Here is a 23,757-nt window from a genome sequence, read left to right on the forward strand (position 1 = left end):
TTTCCTTATGATTAAAATCTAAAGTGAGAGAACGCTTTGTTAGCCTCTGCCATTTTGTGAGTATCCATTCTCTTTTTAACAGCAGCACCTTCTTCTTTAGCCGCAGCTAAAACTTCAGAAGCTAATCTTTGCGCCATAGATTTCTCATTTCTTCTTCTAGCATAAAGTATCATCCACTTCATCGCCATAGAAATTTTTCTATCTGGTCTAATTTGCATTGGAATTTGGAATGTAGCTCCACCAACTCTACGGCTTCTTACTTCTACGTGAGGCATAACGTTTGTTAATGCATCTTTCCAGATTTCTAATGATGATTTTTCAGCATCTTGCTTTTTCGCTTCTACGATATCAATTGCATCATAGAATACTTTGAAAGCAGTTGATTTCTTACCATCCCACATTAAGTTGTTCACAAAACGTGTCACCAATTGATCATTAAATCTTGGATCCGGTAAAAGAGGTCTTTTTTTGGCCTTTCTTTTTCTCATGTCTTTACTTTAAAAGTTTTTTTAAAATTACTTTTTGTCTTTCGGGCGTTTAGCACCATACTTAGATCTTCTTTGTGTTCTTCCTGCTACACCTGATGTATCAAGTGCACCACGCACAATGTGGTATCTAACTCCTGGTAAATCTTTTACCCTTCCTCCCCTAACTAATACTATCGAGTGCTCTTGTAGATTGTGTCCTTCTCCAGGAATGTAAGCATTTACTTCGTTACCATTGGTTAAACGAACCCTTGCAACTTTACGCATTGCAGAATTCGGTTTCTTTGGCGTTGTAGTATATACACGCGTACAAACCCCTCTTCTTTGAGGACAAGAATCTAAGGCAACCGATTTACTCTTCTTAGTTATCTGGGTTCTCCCTGCTCTTACTAATTGTTGAATTGTTGGCATAATGATTAATAAAAATTTCTTATGTTTTAAATTTCCCGCTTTTTACGGGGTTGCAAATATATAAAATATTTTAAACTTTACAAACCTTAAACTATTAATTTTCAATTAGATTCTGCTCCTATTTCATTTTATATATATTTTTGAACTTTTTTGCGTTACATTTACTTAAACTCAATTTGTTTTGAAAAGAATCAGCACTTTATTATTTTTATTTTCATTTTATTTAACGTGTTATGCCCAAGATATTCACCTCAAAATCAACGGCAAAACCGAAGTCGAAACTTCTATAATTGATTCCATTGGATACAACAAGATACATCCAAACACAAAATCAATTACCGACAACATCAATCTGGTATCTGCTTCATTAACAAAAAATGGTTTCTTAGAGCATTATATTGAAGGAAACAAAAAAATAAATGATTCTACATTTGTTTTTAATTTCAGCCTTGGCAATAAAACAACAATTGCTCATATATATATAGGTAAAGCTTCCGAAATAAAAGCGCTTAATCATATTGAAGATAAAAAAGACACTATAACGCTTGCTTTTTCAAAAATAGAAAGCTTCTTAGACGAAACGCTTCATAAACTTGAAGTCAAGGGATATTCTTTAGCCAAATTAAAACTGATTAATATCCAACAAAAAAACAATACCGTATATGCAGACTTAGATCTTAATCTACAAAAACTAAGACAGCTTAATGACATTGTCATTGTAGGCTACGATAAGTTCCCTGCAGGGCATAAAAAAAATGTAAAGCGTTTTTATAAAAATAAAATCTTTAATCAGGAAAACCTAAAACGGCTTCACTCTGATTTTGAAAAATTCCGTTTTGTAAATCAAATTAAATATCCTGAAATTTTATTTACTGAGGATTCCACCAAAGTATATGTTTATTTGGAAAAATCGAAACCCAACCGTTTTGATGGTTTTATTGGATTCTCCAACAACGAAGAGGGAAATGTAATTTTCAATGGTTATTTAGATTTACTTCTTAATAATGCATTAAATGTAGGAGAGAAATTCACCTTATATTGGAAGAGTGATGGTAATGGGCAAAAAACATTCAACACCGCTATTGAATTACCTTATATATTTAGAAGCCCATTAGGCTTAAAAGCTCAACTTAATATTTTCAAACAAGATAGCACATTTCAAAACACACAGACAGCCATTGATCTTGGATACTTCTTTGATTATAACACGCGTTTATATCTTGGCTATCAATCTACCGAATCAAATGACATTCAGAATAAAAACAATTATAGCATTAGTGATTATAAAAATTCTTTTACCACTTCCACCTTTGAATTTGTCACCTACAATAATGAAGATATCCTTTTTCCCGAAAAAACTTCAATTATCTTAAAAGGAGGGTTTGGAAAGAGAACCTCTAACCTAAATACCAATAATCAGTTTTTTGTCAACCTAAGCACTAAAAACAATTTCTATCTCAATGATAAAAATATTATCAATATTAAAACACAATCTTATTATTTACAAAGTCAAGAATACATCATAAATGAACTCCATCGATTTGGAGGAATCAATTCAATACGCGGGTTTAACGAAAACAGCCTACAGGGCAATTTATTTACTTCTTTATTAACCGAATATCGTTATGTACTTGCACCAACTATATATGTACACTCTATAATTGATTACGGCTACTTCCAAGACAAGAGCTCTAATTTGGAAGATAATTTAGTCGGACTTGGGTTTGGATTCGGCTTATTGACTAAAAATGGCTTATTTAATATCGTATACGCAAACGGTAGCACAAAAAATCAAGAAATAAAACTCTCGAACTCTATCGTTCATATTAGCTTTAAGACAAACTTCTAAAGCACTCAAAAGTTCACTACATAAAATAAAAAAACCCTCAGAGACCGAAATCTCTGAGGGCTAAAATAAATGCCTAAAGTAAGTAACTCAAATATATAAAACTTAAATTATGGCACATACCAAAATGGTCCCTGAACAAAAACTTGATCTAATTGAACATCTGGAACATTCGCAGAGTTCGACACATATTCTGATTGTGGATAGATCAAACGTTTTGGCTTAGTTGGATAACCAGCCGTAGATGCAAGCGGAGTATTTGGATAACCCGTCGCTGTATAAGTAATAAATGACTCTAAAGCATGGATATTGATTAACGCAATCCATTTTTGTGTCATAATTGCATCAATTTTAGCATCTAAAGAAGCTGAAGCATCCCAACCTAAACCAGATCTTGTATTTGCCCCAGTAATATATGTATTTGCTGCTGCTGCACTAACTCCATTGAATGTACATGAAGCTCTAACACCATCTTCAAAAAGTGTTTTGGCATTCCCTGTAAAAACCCCAGGAAACCTTGCCGCCGCTTCTGCTTGCAAAAATTTACTTTCCGCTAAAGTCATCACATATCCATCCAAAACAGAACCAGTTGCTACGTTTGGAGTTCCCGCAGTACCAGGAATAAGCACTACACCAAACCTTGATGTACTAGCAGGAGTTAATGTAGCTCCTTGAATAGAACCTACAACTTTACCTCCAACTAGAGTAAATATTCTACCTCTTCTTGGATCAACTAACCCTGACGCTTTCGCTACCGCTGGATCACCATTCAAGAAATCAGCAACATATTTTGTAGGAATAACCGCAGCACGATTAGTCTGAACAGTACCTGCTGACGTTGATCCATAAGCATTGAAAAATGGATTTTGTCTACTGTCATTTGTTGCATTATATCCTGGATTAATTGTCACATCAGTGTCAACAAAGTTAGCAGTCGCCAAAGTATTCAATTGTTGTGTGATATAGGTCATTGTAGCTCCATCAACACTTGCTTTTTTAGCTTGTCTTAACAAGTATCTCAATTTAATCGTATTAGCAAATTTTTTCCATTTTGACATATCACCACCAAACATAATATCCTGAGCTCCAACAGCATCGGCATTTGGAGCAGCAGCATCAATAGCCGCAACAGCCTGATCTAATTCTACCACTAAAGCTCTATAGATTGCCTGATCGTCATCATATTTAGGCGTTAAATTCCCTTGCTTCTTGAATGCTTCACTATATGGAGCATCACCATACATATCAACTATATATTGATAATAGTGTGCTTTCATAATTTTAGCAATTGCCACATAATTTTCTTGATTCTCCAAAGGAAAATCAATTATAGCTTGGAAATTCCCAAGATTCCTAAACAATCCATCCCAAATACCAGAGTAAAATGTACTACTAATCTGTAAAGAAAATTCTCTTGAAAATGCTCCAGTTACCTGATTGGTATTTGAAGCCCAATTATTCATCCACACATTTCCTAATGCATTCATTGTTAAAGTCTGTGTACGGAAAATACTAGACTGAGCACCTGGTAAAAGCAAATGCGGCGGTATATCTTTCTCATATGGACTATTTGGCGTGTTGTTCACATCCAAATAATCACTACATGAAAACAACGACAATGCTACTAAAAGCATTCCTATTTTTATCTTTTTCATCGTTTCTATCATTAAAAAGTTAAGTTCATACTAAATCCGAAAGTTCTAGTTGCTGGATATTGACCAGCCGCTGCTAAACCTTGAGCATTACCTGAAGTATTTGAAGTTTCTGGATCATTATAATTTTTATTGTCTTTAGCCAAAACAGTGAATGGGTTTCTTGCGTTTATTCCAAAACGTACTGATGTCAAACCTGCATCTTTAATCAATTCCGTTGGTAAAGAATAACTCAACGCTAATTCTCTTACTTTAAATGCTGATGCATCTAAAACAAAGTTCTCTCCTACTGTTGTGTATTGTCTAGCATAATAAGACGCTACAGCTGGGTAAGTAGTTCCACCAGTAAGCACAGTAGTATTTTGCGTATATACTCCTGGCGCTGTTTGAATTACAGAATTTGGATAAATGAATCCTCCATTATCTCTATCAAAATCTGCAGATTCTAATAAGTGTCCGTGATAAGCTAGTTCTTGTTTTGTTCCAGAGTAAAACTGATGACCTGTTCTATAATCCATAACAGCACTCAATCTTAACCCTTTGTACTCTACCGCTGTATTAAATCCTAAGATATAATCTGGTGTAGATTTTCCTAATTTCTGAAATGTAGAACTAACACGTGGTGTACCCGTATTTGGGTTAATAACCACATTTCCTTCTGGATCTCTTACATAAGCCGTACCTTTAATTAATGGAAATTGCTCTCCTACAACAGCAAAAATACCCACATTACTAGTTCCACCTAAATTAACCTCATTAGTATCATCAGTAATTCTTGTAACAATTGATTTATTTGTAGAATAACTTACTCTATTTTCCCATTTGAAATCTTTTGTTTTAATTGGCGTAAAACCTAAGTCAATATCATAACCTGTTGTTTTCATCGCACCAATGTTCAATCTACTATTCGCTAAACCTGAAGCAGAAGATGCTGTCACATTCGTGATCAAATCTTTCGTATCTGTTCTGTAATATGATGCATCTAATGTTATACGATCATTAAAGAATCCTAAATTCAAACTAACCTCTTTAGTCGTAATAAACTCTGGCTTGATTTGCTTACTTGTTGGTGTTTGATTTAGAATATAAGATGATAAGCTTCCAAATGGATATCCCGCAGGAAATACTCCGATTTCATTAATTGCATAAGGCGCAACCGCTGAAGTATTACCTACTTTCACGATACTTCCTGAAAGCTTAGCATAACTCAACACATCCCCTTGCAAGCCTTCGAAAGCTTTTGTAGGAATGAATGATATACCAGCACTTGGGTAAAAATAATTATCTTTTTTACCTGGTGCATGCAATACAGAAGACCAGTCATTTCTCGCCGTTAAATTCAAATACAAATAATCTTTAAATCCTAAATCCGCATTCGCTAGAACTGAAAATTTTCTTGATCTTACTGTTCTATTATCTAGTTCAGACGGTAAAGATGGTTGTAAAACGTTTGTAATATTATAGAATCCAGGGATATCTAAATTAGTTCCTCCAACTGAAGTAACTTTAAAATAATTATCTTGAAGATTATTACCAATATTAAATTTTAATGACAAATCATCACTTAACATATAATTGAAATTCAACAATAAATCACCATAAAAGTTTCTAGTTGTAGAATTATTTGATGCGTATTCTGAAACGATTGAATGTGAACCCTCAGCATATTGATAATCAGCCGTAGTTAACAAATCTTTATATCCATTTACATGTGATTCAAACCCCGTTTGTCTTACTTGTATATTTGCTACATATGTAATATTTATATTTTTATTAATTTCATATCCTAAAGTCGCAATACCATTTACAAAATCACTTCTGCTTTCTCTTCTATCATTTTCTCTGATCCAGTATGGACTACTATAGAAATAGGTCCAGTGATTTGCATTACTTGGGTTTGCAAACTTCTCTACCGGAATATTTGATGCTGTCATCATTAATCTTTGGTATAAATCAGGAGATGTCGTTTGTGTTTTTTGTGAAATATAATTCACATTTCCATCTACTGAAAATCTACCTACTTTTCTACCAGCCTTAAACAAAACACTTGTACGATCCAAAGCATCACCTTGCACTACATACTCAGAATTTTGCTTATTTACAGTCAATATAGCATATCCAGACTCACCACCAGCATTTAATGTGAATCCATTTTGCTTAATGGTTCCAGTATTAAAAAACGGTTTAATATTATTTTTAATTGGAGAATATGGCAATAACATTACCTCACCATTTGCTTGCGGCAATCCTGTTGGCTGTAAAGATCCATCTAATAATGGTCCCCATCCTGAGTTTTCACCATTATCAAATTCTCCATCCCAACCTTGACCATACTTCGTTTGTCTTTTAGGCAACAAATAAATTTTTTCAAAATCTATAGATGAATTTACATTTACTGTTAATTTTTCATTTCCACTACCTTTTTTAGTAGTAACAATGATTACACCATTCACCCCTTGCTCACCGTAAAGCGCAGCACCTTGCATACCTTTTATTACATTGACATTATCAATGATACTTGGAGGTAATTGTTGCAAAACTGTTGCAGAAGAGATTACGTTATCAATAACGATTAAGGCTTGGTTATTTCCTGTTATCGATCTACTACCTCTCAATACAATTCTTGAAGTACCATCAACACCATTATTTGTCTGATTAATTTGTAAACCAGAAACTTTACCTGTTAAACTTTGAATAACGTTAGGGTTATTCGCTTGCGTTAACTCCGTAGCTTTTACTACTTGGTAACTTGAAGTAATCGCATCTGCTTTTCTCTTGATACCTAAAGCACCCGTTACTTCTACTTCTACAAGTGATTCAGCCTCTAATTCCATTTTTACATTTACAGTATTCAATGCTCCAACCGTTGCCGTCTGGTTTTTCATACTTAAAAATGTAAATTCCAATACATCACCTGCTTTTGCTTTAATGGCATATTTACCATCAAAATCAGATTGGACTCCACGTGATGTTCCTTTGACAACAACGTTGACTCCTGGTAATGGTAATCCCCCTTCAGTAATTACCCCGGAAACAGTTTTCTCCTGCGCGAACGAAAACTGTATTGTAAACGCTAATAATAGCGCAAAAATCCATTTAAACTTCGATCTCATATTTGTTATAGTTTAGTTAAATATTAGCCAAAAATCATAAAAAAAACTTAAACAAACAAATATTAATTAACAATAAAAATGTTAATTAATTAATTTATAACAAAATCTCCTTTAAAACAAGAAACAACTGACACAAACTTTAACACCTTAAATAAGTAAGTATATATTAATATTTTAACTAAAAAAATATCTTGAACATAAAATTTAACATCAATAAAAAATCAAAAAATCAATTAAAACTTCATTTACTCTATAATTATAAATTGTTAATTTTTTAACATATACTAAACAACCACGATATAGTTAACCTTATGTTAATAATGTAATCTATATCCTACTTTTAAAACAAACATTGTTAACAGTAAAAAGACTACATAAAAAATGTTAAATTGAGTACAAAAAGAGGTGAAAATTCAACAAAAAAAGAGATGAAAAAAAAGCAAGAAAAGTATTGGTAAAAAAGTATATACAACAAACAATAGACCTCGCAAAACATACAGCATATTTATATTGAGAATAAAATTTTAAATTGTTATAAAATAACATAACACAATTTATATGTTAAATTGTTCGATATTTAATGTTATCGTTAGGTTAATTAAGTTTATTTTATGACTTTTGAATTTCTAATCAAAATAAATTAAAATGAAAAACAAGTTGAATGTGTTCTTGGCACTTTTGCTAGGACTTTTTGTGCAGATATCCTTTGCACAAGAAATTACCGTTTCGGGTATTGTATCCGATAATAGCGGACTCCCGTTACCCGGAGTAAATGTTTCCATAAAGGGAGCAAAAACTGGTATCCAAACTGATTTTGATGGTAAATACGCTATCAAAGCTGACAAAGGACAAGTTTTAGTTTTTACTTTTATTGGAATGAAAACGACAGAGAAAGTTATCACAGCTGCTAAACTGGATTTAGTAATGCAAGATGATGCTGTAGAATTAGAAGGTGTAGTAGTAACTGCCTTAGGTATTAAAAGAGAGAAAAAATCTTTGGGTTATGCTTCACAAGAAGTAAAAGGAGATTTAATTTCTGAAAGTGGTCAAAACAATGCACTTAGTGCTCTTTCTGGAAATGTTGCTGGTATTCAAGTAACAGCGCCATCTACAATGGGTGGGTCATCTAGAATTGTACTAAGAGGTGTTGGTTCTGTAACAGGAGACAACAGACCATTAATTGTTGTTGATGGAATTCCATTAGACAATGGAAACTACAACGACGTGAATACTCAAAGAGGTGCAGGAGGAAGAGATTATGGTGATGCAACCGCCGATATCAATCCAAATGACATCGAGTCTATCACAGTACTTAAAGGAGGTCCAGCATCTGCTTTATATGGTAGTAGAGCTGGTAATGGTGCTATTTTGTACACTACTAAATCAGGTAAAAAAGGAAAAACTGAAATCGTATTCAATTCAGGATTAACTTTAGAATCTGTAAACATTATGCCTAAACTTCAAAATCAATATGGTGGTGGTTCAAGTCCAACATTTGATACGGCAACAATTAATGGTCAAGTTTACAACATCCCTGCCTATGATACAGATGAAAGCTGGGGACCAAAGTTTGAGAACCAACCTTACTTACCATGGAATGCATTTGATCCAGAATTTGCTGGAGACTATTTAAAACCAATTGCATGGAGTGCTTCAAAAAATGATGTAAGATCATTCTTTAACACCGGAGTTACAAGAAATAACTCTATTGCATTATCCAAATCATTTCAGGATGGTAGTAGTGTTCGTTTTTCTTACGCAAACAACATGACTGAAGGTATTGTACCAAACTCTAAGTTAAACAAAAACACTTTTAATATCAATGCTAGTTCTCAATTAACAGAGAAATTAAAAGTAGAAGCAATGGTTAACTTTACTCAAACTAAAGGTTTTAATAGACCAGAGGTTGGATATGGAGATAACTCTTTAGGTCAGAAATTCTTCCAATGGGGTCAAAGACAACTTGATTTCAATACATTGAAAGATTACAAACTAGCTAATGGTGATCAAAGATCATGGAATAGAACATCTTATGATGATGGAACTCCATTGTATTCTGACAACCCATATTGGACAATTTATGAAAACACTTCAGAAGACAAGAGAAATCGTTTGTATGGAAATGCAAAAATAACCTATAACATTACACCTGATTTATTCGTTGTAGGGAACTTGTATGCAGATACTTATAACTTTAGAACCAATGAAAGAGTTGCAATTGGATCTAATGCACAATCAAGTTATAAAGAAACTAATAGAACATTAACTGATATTAATTACGAAGCTCGTTTACATTACAACAAAACTTTTGGTGAATTCAGTGTTAGTGCTTTTGCAGGGGTAAACAGAAGACAATTTATCTTGAACGAATTAAGCGGTGAAACTGTTGGAGGACTAAAACTACCTGGATTATTCAACTTTGGTAATAGTGTTGCACAAGCATTAGCGAAAAACACTGAGTCAAGAAAAAGAACAAATAGTGCCTATGCTTTCCTATCTCTAGGATACAAAGACATGTTATTTATTGAGGCAACAGACAGAAATGACTGGTTTTCAACTACTACAAAAGATGTAAATTATGCATCTGTAACAGGAAGTTTTGTATTTTCAACATTATTGAAAGAAGCTAACTGGTTAAGTTTTGGTAAAATCCGTGCAGGATGGGCTCAAGCTGGTAATGATACAGATCCATACCGTTTAGCTAATTACAAAACTATCAATCAACCTTTCCAAGGTGATGTAACTTATTCTAACCCAAGAATATTAAACAATCCGAGTTTAGTTCCAGAAATGAAAACTACTAAAGAGGTTGGTTTAGAAATGAGATTATTTAATAGTAGAGTTGGAATTGATCTTTCATACTATGATGCGATCACAAAAGACCTTATTACTCCATTAGAACTAGATCCATCAACTGGATTTACAGCTAAATACATCAATGCTGGTAGACTACAAAACAGAGGTTTTGAAGCAACAGTGAATGTAATGCCAATACAAACAGAAGATTTCAGCTGGAATGTAACTTGGAACTTTGCGAAAAACAACAACAAACTACTTGAACTATATGAAGGAGTAGAAAGTTTACAAATAGCACAAGCTCCTTTTAGAGCTAGATTATTGGCTGTTGTTGGTGAGCAATACGGTCAAATCTACGGAACGGATTATACGTATGATGCTAATGGTAATAAAATAATCGACCCTAATACAGGTTTATATGTAGCTTCAGGACAAAAATCTTTAGGTTCTATTACTCCAGACTATAACATGGGATTGAGAAATACAATAAAATATCAAAATGTAAGTCTTAGTTTCTTGATTGACATGCAAAAAGGTGGTAGTTATTTCTCTACAACACATATGTATGGTACATACTCAGGTATGTTAGAGAATACTGCTGCAAATGGTATTAGAGAAAATGGAGTTGTGTTGGACGGTGTTCTACCAGATGGTACTCCTAATACTAAAAACATTACAGCTCAAGCATGGGCAAAAGCACATAACAATAGTGTAGATGCACAAAACGTGTTTAAATCTGATTATTTCAAATTAAGAGAAGTTACATTGTCTTATAATTTACCGAAAAAATATGTAGGTCCATTTGATGGAATTCAAATTTCAGCTTATGGTAGAAATTTATTTACATGGGGACTTGATTGGAAAGGAATGGATCCAGAGATGGCTTCATATGGAAGTGGAAACGTTCAGGGAATTGAAGGAGGATCATTGCCTTCAACAAGAACGTATGGTATGAATGTTCAGTTTAAATTCTAATTAAAAACTTAAGAAACAATGAAAAAAATATTTATAACTGCCTTAGCAGTAACTTCAATATTTGCTTTTGTAAGCTGTAGTGAAGATTTTGACAGCATTAACACAAGTCCAAATCTTCCCGAAAATGTGCTCTCAAGCGGTTTATTCAATAATGCGAATAAACAAATCATGGATGGAACCAGAGGTGGATTTTCTTCTGGAAGAATGTTTTTGCCATGGGTACAATATTCTGCACAAAGAAATTATACTCCAGAGGATCGTTTTCAATTTAGACAAGAGGTAAACTCTAGCTTATATAGAGATATTTATTTAGCAGCGAAAAACTATAGAACAATAATCGAGTTAAATACAAATCCAAAAACTAGCTTAGAAATGGCTAAGTATGGTAATTTAGAAAATCAAATCGCTGCTGCAAGAATTATGCTAAGCTATTCGTTTTTACAACTTGTAGATATGTATGGAGATATTCCTTATTATTCTTATGGTAATCCTGACCCAGATTTTCAAGCATTACAATTGGAAGACAAAGAAATCTTAATGCCTAAATTTGCTTCTCAAACAAAAATCTATACGGATATTCTTAAAGAATTGAAAGAATCTGTTGCGATGATTGATACAGCAGAACCTTTATTTACAGAAGGTGATCAACTTTTTGGAAATCCTGAAAAACTAAAACGATTTGCAAATTCTTTACGTTTAAGAATTGCCACTAGAGTAAAAGGTGTTATCCCAACAGCTGCAGCCGACATCACGGATGCAATTGCTTCTGGTGTAATGCAGTCTAATGATGATACAGTAGGAGTTACTTATCAAAAAGATGATGTATTACCTAGCCCATTCTATTCTTCTTATTTCATAGGAAGTACTCGAAATGACTTTTCTGTATCAAGTACTATGGTTGATTTATTAAAAGGGGACCGTGGTATTTTTGGACTAGACCCAAGATTACAGAAATATGTAGCGCCAAATACAGCTTCAATTGGAGCAATCAAAAATCAAACGTATCAAGAATCAGATGATTTAACTGTATACAAAGGAATGCCTTATGGAATCCCAGATGCAATGACATCATCACAAAGAGCAAATGCATCCGGATTTAGCTATAATGTAATCAAACAGGATTATACAGAAATTTTCATGGAGTATGCTGAAGTTGAATTCTTATTATCAGAAAACAATGGATGGAACCAACAAAATTATGAGAATGGAGTAAAAGCATCTATGGAAAGATGGAAAGTTGACCCAGCAAAAATTACTACTTTTGTAGGAGCTTTGCCAGCTGCTTCACAAGCGAATGTATTAAATCAAAAGTATGTAGCTTTATTTATGCAACCTGTTGAAGCATGGGCTGAATATAGAAGAACTGGATTCCCTAACACTCTTTTACTTCCAGGTCAAACGGCTAATCTTATTAATCCTTACCAAGGAGCTACAACTTATGTGTTTACACCTCTAGTTCCTTTAACAGAAATGCCTGCAAGAGCAACGTATCCTGTAAGTGTGCAAACATTAAACAGAGCAAATTATGATGCTGCTTCTCAAAATATTGGAGGAGATTTTTTAACTACTAAACTAATTTGGGATTTAAATTAGTCTTATAATTTTCTACTATAACTTTAAAACCATCCGTAATAAAATACGGGTGGTTTTTTTATATCTTTGCACCATGGAAAAAGAACATCAAATTTTTGGAATTAGAGCAATTATTGAAGCAATACAGGCTGGTAAAGAAATCGACAAGGTTTTTATACAAAAAGAAGCTCAAGGTGAATTAATGAAAGACTTAATGAAAGTCTTGAAACGTAATAATGTAAACTTCTCTTATGTTCCAGTTGAAAAATTAAATCGACTTACTCCAAATAATCATCAGGGTGCTGTAGCAAGCATTGCTCCTATTTCTTTTCATGATTTAGAAACAATGATTGAAAGTGTTTTAGAATCAGGCCAAACTCCTTTATTTCTAATATTGGATCAAATTTCTGATGCTCGAAATTTCGGAGCTATAATCCGTACCGCAGAATGCACTGGTGTTAATGGAATTATTGTTCAGAAGCAAGGGTCTGCTCCTGTTAATGGTGATACGGTAAAAACATCCGCAGGTGCCGTTTTTAATGTTCCTATCTGTAAAGTAGAACATATAAAAGATGCTATTTTCCATCTTCAAGGTTCAGGAATAAAAACGATTGCTGCTACAGAAAAAACAGATCAAACTATTTATGATATCGCATTGAATGAACCTATTGCAATCATCATGGGGTCTGAAGATAGAGGTGTTAATCCTTCCGTATTAAAAATTGTAGATGAAAAGGCAAAATTACCAATGTTTGGTACAATCTCTTCATTAAACGTTTCTGTTGCTTGTGGAGCTTTTCTTTATGAAACCATCCGTCAAAGAAGTTTATAAAAAATAAAACTATTCTATAGAAAAGCCGCTTAATTCATAATTAAGCGGCTTTTCTATGTCTAATCTATTTTAGTTTCAGAGTCTACCTCAATTTCTTTAGGTGTTTCAACATAATTATAAACGACAATATATTCATCGGGTATTGTTTTTTCTGTTACGTAAATGAAATTTCCGTTTTCATCAAATCGGCTCATAAAAGGATCTTCATCTGGATTGAAATCTGGTTTTTCCCATTCATATTTTATTGGTTTCTGATAGGTATCTGTTTTAAACAAAACCGCAAAGACTAAACCTGTTATCATTCCTCCTAAATGTCCTTCCCAAGATATTCCCTCTTCTACATTCGGAAAAACATACCAAATTAATCCACCATAAATAAAAACAATCATAAGGGACAAGGCCATTAATCGATAATATTTTGTCATTAAACCTTTAAAGAAGATAAAACTAACCAATACATAGATTAATCCACTAACACCAATATGGTAACTTTCCCGACCAATGAGCCATGTAATGAATCCCGATAATAGAATTCCATATACAATTACTTTCAGTGCTTGGTCTCTATAAAAATAACGTAGTGCTGCAATCAATAAAAACAAAGGAATTGAATTATTGTATAAGTGTTTAATGTCACCGTGTAAAAAAGGGCTAAATACAATTCCTTTTAAACCTGAAAGAGTTCGGGGTAAAATACCATAATCTGAGAGGTAAATTTTAAATCGAACTTCGACCCAAAATACAATCCATAACGACAATACAAAATACAATGGCCATACAACCACGGAGGGCGAAAATCTAAATTCGTTATTTGACATATTTTGAGGCATCTAGTGTTATAAATATAGTCATTCGATTACAAAAATGTATCCAAAAACTTTTTTGTGCTATTTTGTCAGCAGTACGTTTTGGACGTGAATACTTTTATTATAATTCAATTCAAAAACATTTATCGTTGCATAGAAAAGCTTTATTTTTGTAAAATGGAAGCACCATTAGCAGAAAGAATTCGGCCACAGCAGTTAGAAGACTATGTCAGTCAGGAGCATTTAATTGGTCCTAACGGATCTTTAACGCAACAGATTGCAAAGGGAATTATACCTTCATTAATTTTCTGGGGACCACCAGGTACTGGAAAAACTACTCTTGCACAAATTATTGCACAGGAATCCAAACGTCCATTTTACACTTTGAGTGCTATAAATTCTGGTGTTAAAGACATACGTGAAGTTATTGATAAAGCCAAACAAAGTGGTGGTTTATTCACGACAAAGAATCCTATTTTATTCATTGATGAGATTCATCGCTTTAGTAAATCACAACAGGATTCTTTACTAGCTGCAGTAGAAAAAGGTTGGATTACTTTAATCGGTGCAACAACAGAAAATCCAAGTTTTGAAGTAATTCCTGCTTTACTGTCTCGTTGTCAGGTGTATGTATTGAATGCTTTTACAAAAAATGATTTAGAAGCTCTCTTAAACAGAGCAATTACACAGGATACTTATTTACAACAGAAAGAAATAATACTGACAGAGACGGAAGCATTGATGCGTCTTTCGGGTGGTGATGGACGAAAACTATTAAATATCTTTGAGCTTGTAATTAATGCCACTTCTGGTGACCGGGTTGAAATTACAAATCAGGGCGTTCTTAGTTTGGTACAACAGAATACCGTTTTATATGACAAAACGGGTGAACAGCATTATGATATTGTTTCAGCGTTTATAAAATCGATTAGAGGGAGTGACCCAAATGGTGCTGTTTATTGGCTTGCACGAATGATTGAGGGCGGAGAAGATGTGAAATTCATTGCCCGAAGAATGTTGATATTGGCTTCTGAGGACATTGGAAATGCTAATCCTACTGCTTTAATTATGGCTAATAATACTTTTCAGGCTGTAACTACAATTGGTTATCCCGAATCCCGAATAATCCTCAGCCAATGTGCTGTTTATTTAGCGACCTCTCCAAAGAGTAACGCTTCTTATTTAGCGATTGGAAAAGCACAGCAATTTGTAAAACAAACGGGGGATTTACCGGTACCCATTCATTTACGAAATGCGCCAACTAAATTAATGAAAGAATTGGGTTATGGTGAGGAATATAAGTATGCGCATGATTATCAAAATAATTTTGCAGAACAAGAATTCTTACCGGATGCTATTCAAAATACGACCTTTTATGACCCAGGGAATAATTCAAGGGAAAATGGAACAAGAGAGTTTCTTAAAAATCGCTGGAAAGGTAAATATGGATATTAAAAAAGGCTGAATCGTTGATTCAGCCTTTTCTTTAAAATTTAATTGACAATGACTCTGTCATTAATTTTTGGTCTTTATAATATTCTAAGATCCATTGATTATTTTGTTTGTACACAACTCCTTGATATGAATCACTTGTTGCTATATATACTTCTGATTGACTCGTTTTGTACATCTTTAAAACAATTTTTGGTGTACTATCGACTAACTGATATCCGTTCGTAATAGGTTGAGCAAATAAAGAATTTGTATTTTCTGTAGCTTGAACTGTTGTAGTGGCTACTGCTGTATTTACTTTCTGTACTGGTTTAGTTGTTTCTACGGGCTCTGCTGGGGTTACAACAAGATTTTGATCGTATGCATAATGTACAGTTTCGAATGAAGTAAAAGCTTCTCTTAACGCTTCTGTATATGCTGTCTTATAATCTTTTGCTTTGCTTTTCCCAACCTTACTTTCATAGATTATTTTACCATAGCAGTCTTTTAAAGTTACTTTAAGTTTTGTAACTAAAAAATTATTCTCTTCTACCACATTTGCTATTAATGAATTACATCTATTTCCTGTAATATCATTTGGCAGATTTTCTTCTAACATCAAGGCTTCAAAACCATATTTTTTCAATAAAAATTTTGTTAGAATATTTAATTGAAATTTGTTGTCTTCTTTAAAAAACTCAAATCGCATTGGTACCAAAACGTACTTATATGCATTTAGATTTTGATTTTGTGCCTTACCCAGAATGGCTGTCATTAAGAACAAAAGGAGAATATATTTTTTCATAGGATTAAAGGTATCTTTTTAAGTCTAATAAATGGTTAATCTGTTTAATTTCTTGTGTTACTTCTGCATGGTGTTCATTGAAATAAATAGCATCTAAGCCAAAATTCAGAGCTCCTTTTACATCGGCTTCAAAACAATCTCCAATCATCACACTATTGGCTGGGTTTGCTTTTGCAGCATTTAATGCATATTGAAAAATTAATGGATTTGGTTTCTTTACTCCTGCTTTTTCTGAATCTGTTATGGTTTCAAAATAATGCTGAATTTCTGAATTCTTTAATTTATAACGCTGAACTTCATGGAATCCATTTGTAATAATATGCAATTTGTATTTTGATTTTAAATAATCTAAAATCTCAATAGTCCCTTCAAACAGGTGGTTGAACTTTGGTAAATAGGCAATGTATTCAACAGATAAAACATTAATAGTTTCATCATCTATATCCAATCCTAGTTTATCAAAGGTTTCTTTTAATCTACCATAACGTAAGGTTTCTTGTGATATTTTATCTTCTCTGTATAATTCCCAATATTTAAAATTTACTGGAATATACTGCTCTAAAAAATCCTCTAAAGAGACTTTGATATTGTACTTCTTTAATATTGCATCTAGTGCTAATGCTGAGTTCTTTTCGAAATCCCATAAAGTATGATCTAAGTCAAAAAAAACGTCGGATATTGTATTATTTAGCATTGTAATTTTTATTTTCCTTTCACAATAACAGCATCTTCAATGTGGTAAATCCAATCTTCAACATCTTTATCATTGACTCTCAAATTACCTTCTAATGTTACGTATTGGTCTGTTTTTAATTTTGTTTTTGCACTTCTAAATTTAATTCCCATAATAGTTTCTGGACCAGCTTGTCCGCAGAAAAAACAGGAAGCAAATACATTTTTGCTTAATGCATAATTCTCATTATCTATTGGAATTATAAAGCCACTCATCACAATCTTTTTCTTATTGGTTTCTTTCAGTTGTGCATTAATTACAGGATACATTACTTCTCCATAAACTTTGTCTGCTTTTTTTAGAAATTTAATATTTCCTAGTAGCTTCCAACTTAATGTATCTGGACTTTTAACAAGAACTTCTTTTGTTGTATGGTTTTGAAAAGAAGTATTCCCTTTAGAAAAATTTAATGTTACTATACTTATGAAAAGTAGAGAAAATGATAATAAATAAGACTTAAGCATTGGCCAATGTTTTTGATATATTTAATTTATATGCTTTTATAGCAGGAATTAATGCTGCTATTATACCTACAAAGATAGTTACAATTAATAAATAACCTTCTTTTTCCCAGTCAAACACAAAGGGATTGAATGAAAATTTATATTGTTCTTCCGTAGAGATTGAAATATAGTATAATGCTAATCGACTGACTACAATTCCCAGTATAAAACCTACAATACATAATAGAAGGCTTTCAAATAATACTAATCGTAATAATTGAAAACGAGTTGCTCCTGTAGTCCTCAAAATAGCAAACTCATACTTGCGTTCTTTTAGTGTATTGAATAAAGCAATAAAAATACTGATTCCTGAAATAAACATTATTCCGTAGGCCAAGTATTCCAGTGCTTGTAATCCAATGCCGAATAAAGAAAATAATCTATTTACTTCTATAGCTGGTGATACTGCTTGCATTTTTGTATTCTGAGCGACTAATCTGGGCCATTGAATAAAACCCATTTTATTTCTGAATTTTATTAATACCGCTGTAATTTCTTTTCCCTCAGCAACTTCATGTTCGTGATGATCATGGTCTTCATGGTCTTCATGATTGTGTACTTCTGCTCCTTCTTTATGCTCGTGTTCGTGCTCTTCACCTTCATGATCATGGCCTTCATGCATTGCCCATACGCTACTGATATTACTTAATATAAGATTATCTACTACTTTGCCCGTTGGAGTTAAAATCCCTATTACTTTGTAGGCATGTTGATCGTGAAGTTCTCCTTCTGCACTATCTCCATGCGATCCAAAAAATTCTTGTCCAATTTTTAATCCTAATTTTTCAGCAATAGCACTTCCCACTACAACTTCAAAATCTTTATTAAAGACTGTTCCTTGAGCAAATTTTGCATCATATTTCTCTATATAATCGGAGGTTGTTCCTACAATTTTATAACCGTGGTAATTATCTCCAAATGCTAATGGAATAGCTTTTTCAACATAAGGATGCTTCATCCATTTCTTAGCAATTTCATAATCAATATTACCTGTCGGGGCATCAATTTGGTATACCGATGATAAAATTAATTGTAATGGACTTCCTTGTGCTCCAAGCACTAGGTCTACTCCTTCAATATTATTTGAGAATTTATCTTCAAATTGTTTTTGCAACAATATCAATAACGATATAATTGCTACACTAGCTGTTAACAAAATAATACTTAATGTAGTATTCAAAGGCTTATGTACTATATTTTTCCAAGCAATTTTTGTTATCATGATAATGCAATATGGTTAGAAAATCGTTCTTTAAGTCTTTGATCGTGGGTTACAATGATTAATGCTGTTCCAAATTCTTTTGATAATGCTGATAGCAAATCGGCTACCTTATTAGCATTCTCATCATCCAAACTAGAAGTAGGCTCATCGGCCAATAATACTTGAGGATTATTAATTAATGCCCGAGCAATTGATACTCTTTGTTGTTGTCCAATACTTAATTGAGAAGGTAGTTTATGAATCTGATCTGTTAAATCTAATTGCGCTAAAATCGTCTTTGCTTTTTCAATTTCTTTCTTCCCTTTTGAAAACCAAGAAGCTAAAACTACATTATCCAAAACAGAAAGTGATGCAATAAAATGGGATTGCTGTAATACAATTCCAATATTTTGTCCTCTAAATTTATCTAACTTTTTTTCGGATAACTTTTCCAAGTCTGTATCTGCAATTTGGATACTACCTGCCTGTGGACGCAATAAGCCTCCCAACAAATGTAACAAAGTAGTTTTCCCTTTACCTGAGCCTCCTGTAATCAACAAGCTTTGGCCAGAATCACAAACGATGTCAGGGAAGTCAAACTTCAATCCTGAATGGTAAGAGAAAGCGAGATGCTGAGTTTTAATCATAACTTATTCTCATTTAAAATTTATAACGCAATTGTGTTGCAATATAATAAAATTGAAAATTAGTTTCTAAATTATATACATGAATCGCATTCGATTTTTCACTAAAGTATTCCTCTGTCTGTAAAACTAAAATAATCTACCTCAGAAATTATAACATGATCTAATACTTTAATGTCCAAATGAGCAGCTGCTTGCTTCAATTTATGAGTAATTTGCTTATCTGCTTCGCTTGGAATTAGGGTTCCTGAAGGATGATTGTGGGACAATATTAATCCTACAGCACCATTCTCTAAAGCTGTTTTAAGGACTAGTCGAACATCGACTAATGTTCCTGTAATACCTCCTTTACTCAATTGTGATTTACTGATTATCTTATTTGAATTATTTAAATAAATAATCCAAAATTCTTCGTGGGGTAACTCTCCTATTATGGGCTGCATAATTTCAAAAACAGATTTACTGGATTGAATTTTTTTCATATTCACCGTTTCTTCTGCTCTACGTCGTCTTCCTAATTCCAAAGCGGCTTCTATCGCTAATGCTTTGGCTTCTCCGATACCTTTAAAAACGGTCAATTGACTTATTGAAAGTTTCCCTAAAGCATTTAAATTATTGTCGACACCCGCTAAAATACGTTTACTCAAATCTACAGCACTTTCTTTATAATTGCCTGAAGAAATTAATATGGCTATTAATTCGGCATTGCTTAAAGCCGATTTTCCTTTATTTTTAAGTTTTTCTCTTGGTCGATCTTCTTCCGCCCATTTTTTTATCGATTGAAGTGGGGTGCTTTCCATAATTCAGATTTATATTTTATAAATTTATAGTATTCCACTTACAAGATACTAAAAATTAAATCTAACCGTTTCATTATTAAACCTTAAAACATGAAATTACTGTACTTATTTTTCTTTTTTCTCAGTATACATGCTAGTAACCACCAAGCTTCTTTTAGTCAGAAACTTTCGGATGCTGCAATTTCATTAACGAAGGATAAAGTAGAGTATAACTCTGCTTATTTTTCAATTCAATACCCAGGTGGCGATGTTCCTAATGATAAAGGGGTTTGTACAGATGTAATTATACGGGCTTATCGGAAATTAGGAATTGATCTCCAAAAAGAGGTTCACATTGATATGAGCAAGAATTTTTCAAAATACCCAAAAACCTGGAATCTAAAGAAGACAGACACCAATATCGATCATCGGAGAGTTCCAAATCTTCAAGTTTTTTTCACTCGTTTTGGGCAGGCTCTTCCCATTTCCGAAAAGGCTTCCGATTATAAAACTGGTGATCTGGTAACTTGGATGATTGGAGGTAAAATGCCCCACATAGGGATTGTATCTCATAAAAAGACCTCGGATGGAAAAGTAAATCTCATTGTCCATAATGTAGGGGCTGGACAAGTATTGGAAAATTGTTTATTTAAATATAAAATCACAGGTCATTATCGCTATCATCCACTATAAAATAAAACCCCGATAGGATTGCTATCGGGGTTTTATTTATTAAATTTTATTGAATCATGTCTTTTACATCATCAAAATTGAGTCCTCCATAGTTTCCTGAACTCATCAACAATAATGCTAACTTCTCACTATCAAATTTTAATTGTGCCAGATATTCTTTAAAATCATCTGGATTTGTATACACGATTAGATTTTCCTTATTAAAAGCTGTTGCAATTTGTTCTGCTGAAACTTCATCCAATTGCTTTATTTTAACTGCATCTGGCGAATAAAATACTACTGCTACATCGGCATAGTCTAGAGCGCCTTGATATTCCTTTAAAAAGGCTGCATTTAAACTGCTATAGGTATGCAATTCTAAACAAGCAATCAATCTTCGATCTGGATATTGTTCTTTTACTGCTTTTGTTGTTGCCGCTACTTTACTTGGAGAGTGTGCAAAATCTTTATAAGCTACCTTATTTTTACTTTCTGCAATTTTCTCCAATCGTTTTGAAGCTCCTTTAAATGAAGCAATAGCTTCATAAAAATCTGCTTCATCTACGCCCATATTCTGACAAATCCATTTAGCTCCCGCCAAATTATTCAGATTGTGTTGTCCAAATACTTCGATTGGCATACTTCCATCTGGAGTATCTAATAATGTTACTCCATCCTGAACCGTATAAGCTGGTGTACTATACGCTAACTTTCGTATTGGGTTTGTGGCAGCTTCAACAATTCTCTTTACTTCTGAATCGTCTTCATTATAGACTAAGATTCCTCCGTTTGTAATTTTCTGAATAAAGATTTCAAATTGCTCTACATAATTTTCATAGGTTGGAAACACATTAATATGATCCCATGCTATTCCACTAATTAAAGCAATATTCGGTTGGTATAAATGGAATTTCGGTCTGCGATCCATCGGTGAAGATAAATACTCATCTCCTTCCAAAACAATAAAATCGTTTTCCTCTGTAAGATGAACCATTGTATCAAATCCTTCCAACTGTGCACCTACCATATAATCCACTTCTATGTTATGGTAATGCATCACATGCAATATCATGGAAGTTATGGTCGTCTTACCGTGTGATCCTCCAATAACCACACGTGTTTTATTTTTTGATTGTTCGTATAAGAATTCTGGATAAGAATAAATTTTTAATCCTAATTCTTGCGCTTTCAATAATTCAGGATTATCTGCCTTGGCATGCATTCCCAAAATTACCGCTTCAATATCATTTGTGATTTTTTCTGGAAACCATCCCATTTCCTGAGGCAATAATCCTTTGGCTTCCAATCTTGATTTTGAAGGTTCAAATACAGCGTCATCACTACCTGTAATCTGAGATCCTTTATTGTGTAAGGCTAAGGCAAGGTTGTGCATTGCACTTCCTCCTATCGCTATAAAATGTGTACGCATTTATCTATCGTGTTAATTCTTGCTTCCAAAAATAACAAATAAAAAAGACATATACGGCTTCCTTTCTTTATCTGTACTATATTAATTCTGGAAAATTTATTTCAAGTGCATCGGGTTTCATTTTCCTATTTCTCTTGCCCATTTAGATTTGTTGGCTTTTTTATCTTCGGTTTTAATTCCATGTACTTTCCCCAAATATTATAGATAACTTGTTTGTCAAAATCTGTTAAAACTGGTTTTAAATCATTCTGAATAAAATGCCTCTTGAAAGCAATAATAGCACTTTTCTCATCACTAATATCATATCCTATCATTTTCAAGGCATATATATAATTGAAATCTGCCGGCGTACTGGATAACACTTCATCACGCCAATATCCAAAATTACGTTTGGCTAACTTCTCCCATGGAAAAAAGGCGCTCGGATCTTGTTTACGTTTGGGTGAAAAATCACTGTGCCCTATGATATTGGCTTGTGGAATATTATATTTTTTTTGTAAACTATCCAATAAAACAATAACCGAACTTACTTGATTGTCTGTAAAAGCTTCGGATCCATTATTATCAATTTCAATCCCAATTGAACAGGAATTCATATCTTCAACATTTCCCCATTTTCCTTCCCCTGCATGCCATGTTCTAAGGTAATCATTACACAAACGGTATACTTGACCATCTTTACAGATTAAATAATGACTACTCACTTCTCTCGACTCCATCGAAAATGCTTTTAAGGTTGCCCCACAAGAGCTTTGTGTAGTATGATGTAATACGACAAAATTAGGCTTCCGTAAATTAAAATTAACGGTGGGATACCACATACTAGGAACGATACTTGCAGAATCTCCAATAAGCAGAATTGGTTCTTCTTCTTTTATAATTTTACTATAATCTGTCGTTAATTTTTTATATATTTTTTCCCCTGGTGGTGGAACTACTCCATGATTTACCGTTTTACCAATACTTTTGGCTGACCCACAGGAGCTTATTAAAAAAGCAAGTATAAGCATTGCAAAAAACCTTGCAATTGTTCCATCTGTTTTTTTATATATCAATTTCATAATAGCTATTG

The 23,757-nt window shown here is 33.2% G+C and carries 19 protein-coding genes; 6 read left to right on the forward strand and 13 right to left on the reverse strand.

The window, feature by feature from the left end:
• Nucleotides 1-11: 11 nt before the first annotated feature.
• Both rpsG and rpsL read right to left on the reverse strand, forming a co-directional pair.
• Nucleotides 12-488, reverse strand: coding sequence for a 30S ribosomal protein S7 (rpsG, locus tag P6733_RS14295; protein ID WP_306353608.1), 477 nt, complete (start codon nt 486-488; stop codon nt 12-14).
• Nucleotides 489-515: 27 nt separating this feature from the next.
• Nucleotides 516-896: a 30S ribosomal protein S12 gene (rpsL, locus tag P6733_RS14300; RefSeq protein ID WP_306353609.1), complete on the reverse strand. Its 381-nt coding sequence runs from the start codon at nt 894-896 to the stop codon at nt 516-518.
• Nucleotides 897-1,077: 181 nt separating this feature from the next.
• Between rpsL and P6733_RS14305 the strand changes: the two genes are divergently transcribed.
• The gene (locus P6733_RS14305; RefSeq protein WP_306353610.1) at nt 1,078-2,745 is read left to right on the forward strand and encodes a BamA/TamA family outer membrane protein; all 1,668 of its coding nucleotides are present in this window, start codon (nt 1,078-1,080) and stop codon (nt 2,743-2,745) included.
• A gap of 107 nt (nt 2,746-2,852) precedes the next feature.
• Here P6733_RS14305 and P6733_RS14310 read toward each other — a convergent pair whose 3' ends face one another.
• On the reverse strand, nt 2,853-4,397 hold the full coding sequence (locus tag P6733_RS14310) for a SusD/RagB family nutrient-binding outer membrane lipoprotein (RefSeq protein ID WP_306353611.1): 1,545 nt from the start codon (nt 4,395-4,397) through the stop codon (nt 2,853-2,855).
• Between the two features lie 11 nt (nt 4,398-4,408).
• Entirely contained in the window at nt 4,409-7,507 is a 3,099-nt protein-coding gene (locus P6733_RS14315) for a SusC/RagA family TonB-linked outer membrane protein (RefSeq protein ID WP_306353612.1), read from the reverse strand.
• A 645-nt stretch (nt 7,508-8,152) separates the two neighbouring features.
• On the opposite strand from P6733_RS14315, the gene P6733_RS14320 reads away from it, so the two are divergent.
• From P6733_RS14320 to rlmB, 3 genes are all read left to right on the forward strand, one after another.
• Nucleotides 8,153-11,278, forward strand: a complete 3,126-nt coding sequence (locus tag P6733_RS14320; protein WP_306353613.1) for a SusC/RagA family TonB-linked outer membrane protein — start codon at nt 8,153-8,155, stop codon at nt 11,276-11,278.
• 18 nt (nt 11,279-11,296) lie between these two features.
• Nucleotides 11,297-12,871 (forward strand): SusD/RagB family nutrient-binding outer membrane lipoprotein, encoded by a 1,575-nt coding sequence (locus P6733_RS14325; RefSeq protein WP_306353614.1) that lies wholly within the window; start codon nt 11,297-11,299, stop codon nt 12,869-12,871.
• Between the two features lie 73 nt (nt 12,872-12,944).
• The gene (gene rlmB / locus P6733_RS14330; RefSeq protein ID WP_306353615.1) at nt 12,945-13,682 is read left to right on the forward strand and encodes a 23S rRNA (guanosine(2251)-2'-O)-methyltransferase RlmB; all 738 of its coding nucleotides are present in this window, start codon (nt 12,945-12,947) and stop codon (nt 13,680-13,682) included.
• Between the two features lie 59 nt (nt 13,683-13,741).
• Here rlmB and P6733_RS14335 read toward each other — a convergent pair whose 3' ends face one another.
• Nucleotides 13,742-14,500, reverse strand: a complete 759-nt coding sequence (locus tag P6733_RS14335; protein ID WP_306353616.1) for a rhomboid family intramembrane serine protease — start codon at nt 14,498-14,500, stop codon at nt 13,742-13,744.
• Nucleotides 14,501-14,665: 165 nt separating this feature from the next.
• On the opposite strand from P6733_RS14335, the gene P6733_RS14340 reads away from it, so the two are divergent.
• Nucleotides 14,666-15,943 carry a replication-associated recombination protein A gene (locus tag P6733_RS14340; RefSeq protein WP_306353617.1) on the forward strand — a complete coding sequence of 426 codons (1,278 nt, stop codon included), beginning with the start codon at nt 14,666-14,668 and terminating at the stop codon, nt 15,941-15,943.
• 31 nt (nt 15,944-15,974) lie between these two features.
• Here P6733_RS14340 and P6733_RS14345 read toward each other — a convergent pair whose 3' ends face one another.
• The 6 genes from P6733_RS14345 to radC form a co-directional block, all read right to left on the reverse strand.
• Entirely contained in the window at nt 15,975-16,724 is a 750-nt protein-coding gene (locus tag P6733_RS14345) for a hypothetical protein (protein WP_306353618.1), read from the reverse strand.
• A 4-nt stretch (nt 16,725-16,728) separates the two neighbouring features.
• Nucleotides 16,729-17,418: a YjjG family noncanonical pyrimidine nucleotidase gene (locus P6733_RS14350; RefSeq protein WP_306353619.1), complete on the reverse strand. Its 690-nt coding sequence runs from the start codon at nt 17,416-17,418 to the stop codon at nt 16,729-16,731.
• An 8-nt stretch (nt 17,419-17,426) separates the two neighbouring features.
• Entirely contained in the window at nt 17,427-17,921 is a 495-nt protein-coding gene (locus P6733_RS14355; protein ID WP_306353620.1) for a hypothetical protein, read from the reverse strand.
• Nucleotides 17,914-19,182, reverse strand: a complete 1,269-nt coding sequence (locus P6733_RS14360) for an ABC transporter permease (RefSeq protein WP_306353621.1) — start codon at nt 19,180-19,182, stop codon at nt 17,914-17,916. Before P6733_RS14360 ends, P6733_RS14355 begins: the two co-directional genes overlap by 8 nt.
• Nucleotides 19,179-19,808 (reverse strand): ABC transporter ATP-binding protein, encoded by a 630-nt coding sequence (locus P6733_RS14365; protein ID WP_306353622.1) that lies wholly within the window; start codon nt 19,806-19,808, stop codon nt 19,179-19,181. The genes P6733_RS14360 and P6733_RS14365 overlap by 4 nt, the downstream gene beginning before the upstream one ends.
• Before the next feature lie 101 nt (nt 19,809-19,909).
• A complete protein-coding gene (gene radC / locus P6733_RS14370) occupies nt 19,910-20,605 on the reverse strand; it encodes a RadC family protein (RefSeq protein ID WP_306353623.1) in 696 nt (231 codons plus the stop codon).
• Between the two features lie 90 nt (nt 20,606-20,695).
• Here radC and P6733_RS14375 point away from each other — a divergent pair, with 90 nt between their 5' ends.
• The gene (locus P6733_RS14375) at nt 20,696-21,277 is read left to right on the forward strand and encodes a DUF1287 domain-containing protein (RefSeq protein ID WP_306353624.1); all 582 of its coding nucleotides are present in this window, start codon (nt 20,696-20,698) and stop codon (nt 21,275-21,277) included.
• Nucleotides 21,278-21,323: 46 nt separating this feature from the next.
• Here P6733_RS14375 and P6733_RS14380 read toward each other — a convergent pair whose 3' ends face one another.
• Nucleotides 21,324-22,685, reverse strand: coding sequence for a UDP-N-acetylmuramate--L-alanine ligase (locus P6733_RS14380; RefSeq protein ID WP_306353625.1), 1,362 nt, complete (start codon nt 22,683-22,685; stop codon nt 21,324-21,326).
• Nucleotides 22,686-22,810: 125 nt separating this feature from the next.
• Nucleotides 22,811-23,746 (reverse strand): N-acetylmuramoyl-L-alanine amidase, encoded by a 936-nt coding sequence (locus P6733_RS14385; RefSeq protein ID WP_306353626.1) that lies wholly within the window; start codon nt 23,744-23,746, stop codon nt 22,811-22,813.
• Nucleotides 23,747-23,757: the final 11 nt, after the last annotated feature.

The organism is Flavobacterium aerium, from assembly GCF_030766725.1.
Classification (GTDB): domain Bacteria; phylum Bacteroidota; class Bacteroidia; order Flavobacteriales; family Flavobacteriaceae; genus Flavobacterium; species Flavobacterium aerium.

Coding starts and splice junctions, on each gene's coding strand:
- rpsG (WP_306353608.1), bottom strand. CDS start 488: ATGAGAAAAAGAAAGGCCAAAAAAAGACCTCTTTTACCGGATCCAAGA.
- rpsL (WP_306353609.1), bottom strand. CDS start 896: ATGCCAACAATTCAACAATTAGTAAGAGCAGGGAGAACCCAGATAACT.
- P6733_RS14310 (WP_306353611.1), bottom strand. CDS start 4,397: ATGAAAAAGATAAAAATAGGAATGCTTTTAGTAGCATTGTCGTTGTTT.
- P6733_RS14315 (WP_306353612.1), bottom strand. CDS start 7,507: ATGAGATCGAAGTTTAAATGGATTTTTGCGCTATTATTAGCGTTTACA.
- P6733_RS14320 (WP_306353613.1), top strand. CDS start 8,153: ATGAAAAACAAGTTGAATGTGTTCTTGGCACTTTTGCTAGGACTTTTT.
- P6733_RS14325 (WP_306353614.1), top strand. CDS start 11,297: ATGAAAAAAATATTTATAACTGCCTTAGCAGTAACTTCAATATTTGCT.
- rlmB (WP_306353615.1), top strand. CDS start 12,945: ATGGAAAAAGAACATCAAATTTTTGGAATTAGAGCAATTATTGAAGCA.
- P6733_RS14335 (WP_306353616.1), bottom strand. CDS start 14,500: ATGTCAAATAACGAATTTAGATTTTCGCCCTCCGTGGTTGTATGGCCA.
- P6733_RS14340 (WP_306353617.1), top strand. CDS start 14,666: ATGGAAGCACCATTAGCAGAAAGAATTCGGCCACAGCAGTTAGAAGAC.
- P6733_RS14345 (WP_306353618.1), bottom strand. CDS start 16,724: ATGAAAAAATATATTCTCCTTTTGTTCTTAATGACAGCCATTCTGGGT.
- P6733_RS14350 (WP_306353619.1), bottom strand. CDS start 17,418: ATGCTAAATAATACAATATCCGACGTTTTTTTTGACTTAGATCATACT.
- P6733_RS14355 (WP_306353620.1), bottom strand. CDS start 17,921: ATGCTTAAGTCTTATTTATTATCATTTTCTCTACTTTTCATAAGTATA.
- P6733_RS14360 (WP_306353621.1), bottom strand. CDS start 19,182: ATGATAACAAAAATTGCTTGGAAAAATATAGTACATAAGCCTTTGAAT.
- P6733_RS14365 (WP_306353622.1), bottom strand. CDS start 19,808: ATGATTAAAACTCAGCATCTCGCTTTCTCTTACCATTCAGGATTGAAG.
- radC (WP_306353623.1), bottom strand. CDS start 20,605: ATGGAAAGCACCCCACTTCAATCGATAAAAAAATGGGCGGAAGAAGAT.
- P6733_RS14375 (WP_306353624.1), top strand. CDS start 20,696: ATGAAATTACTGTACTTATTTTTCTTTTTTCTCAGTATACATGCTAGT.
- P6733_RS14380 (WP_306353625.1), bottom strand. CDS start 22,685: ATGCGTACACATTTTATAGCGATAGGAGGAAGTGCAATGCACAACCTT.
- P6733_RS14385 (WP_306353626.1), bottom strand. CDS start 23,746: ATGAAATTGATATATAAAAAAACAGATGGAACAATTGCAAGGTTTTTT.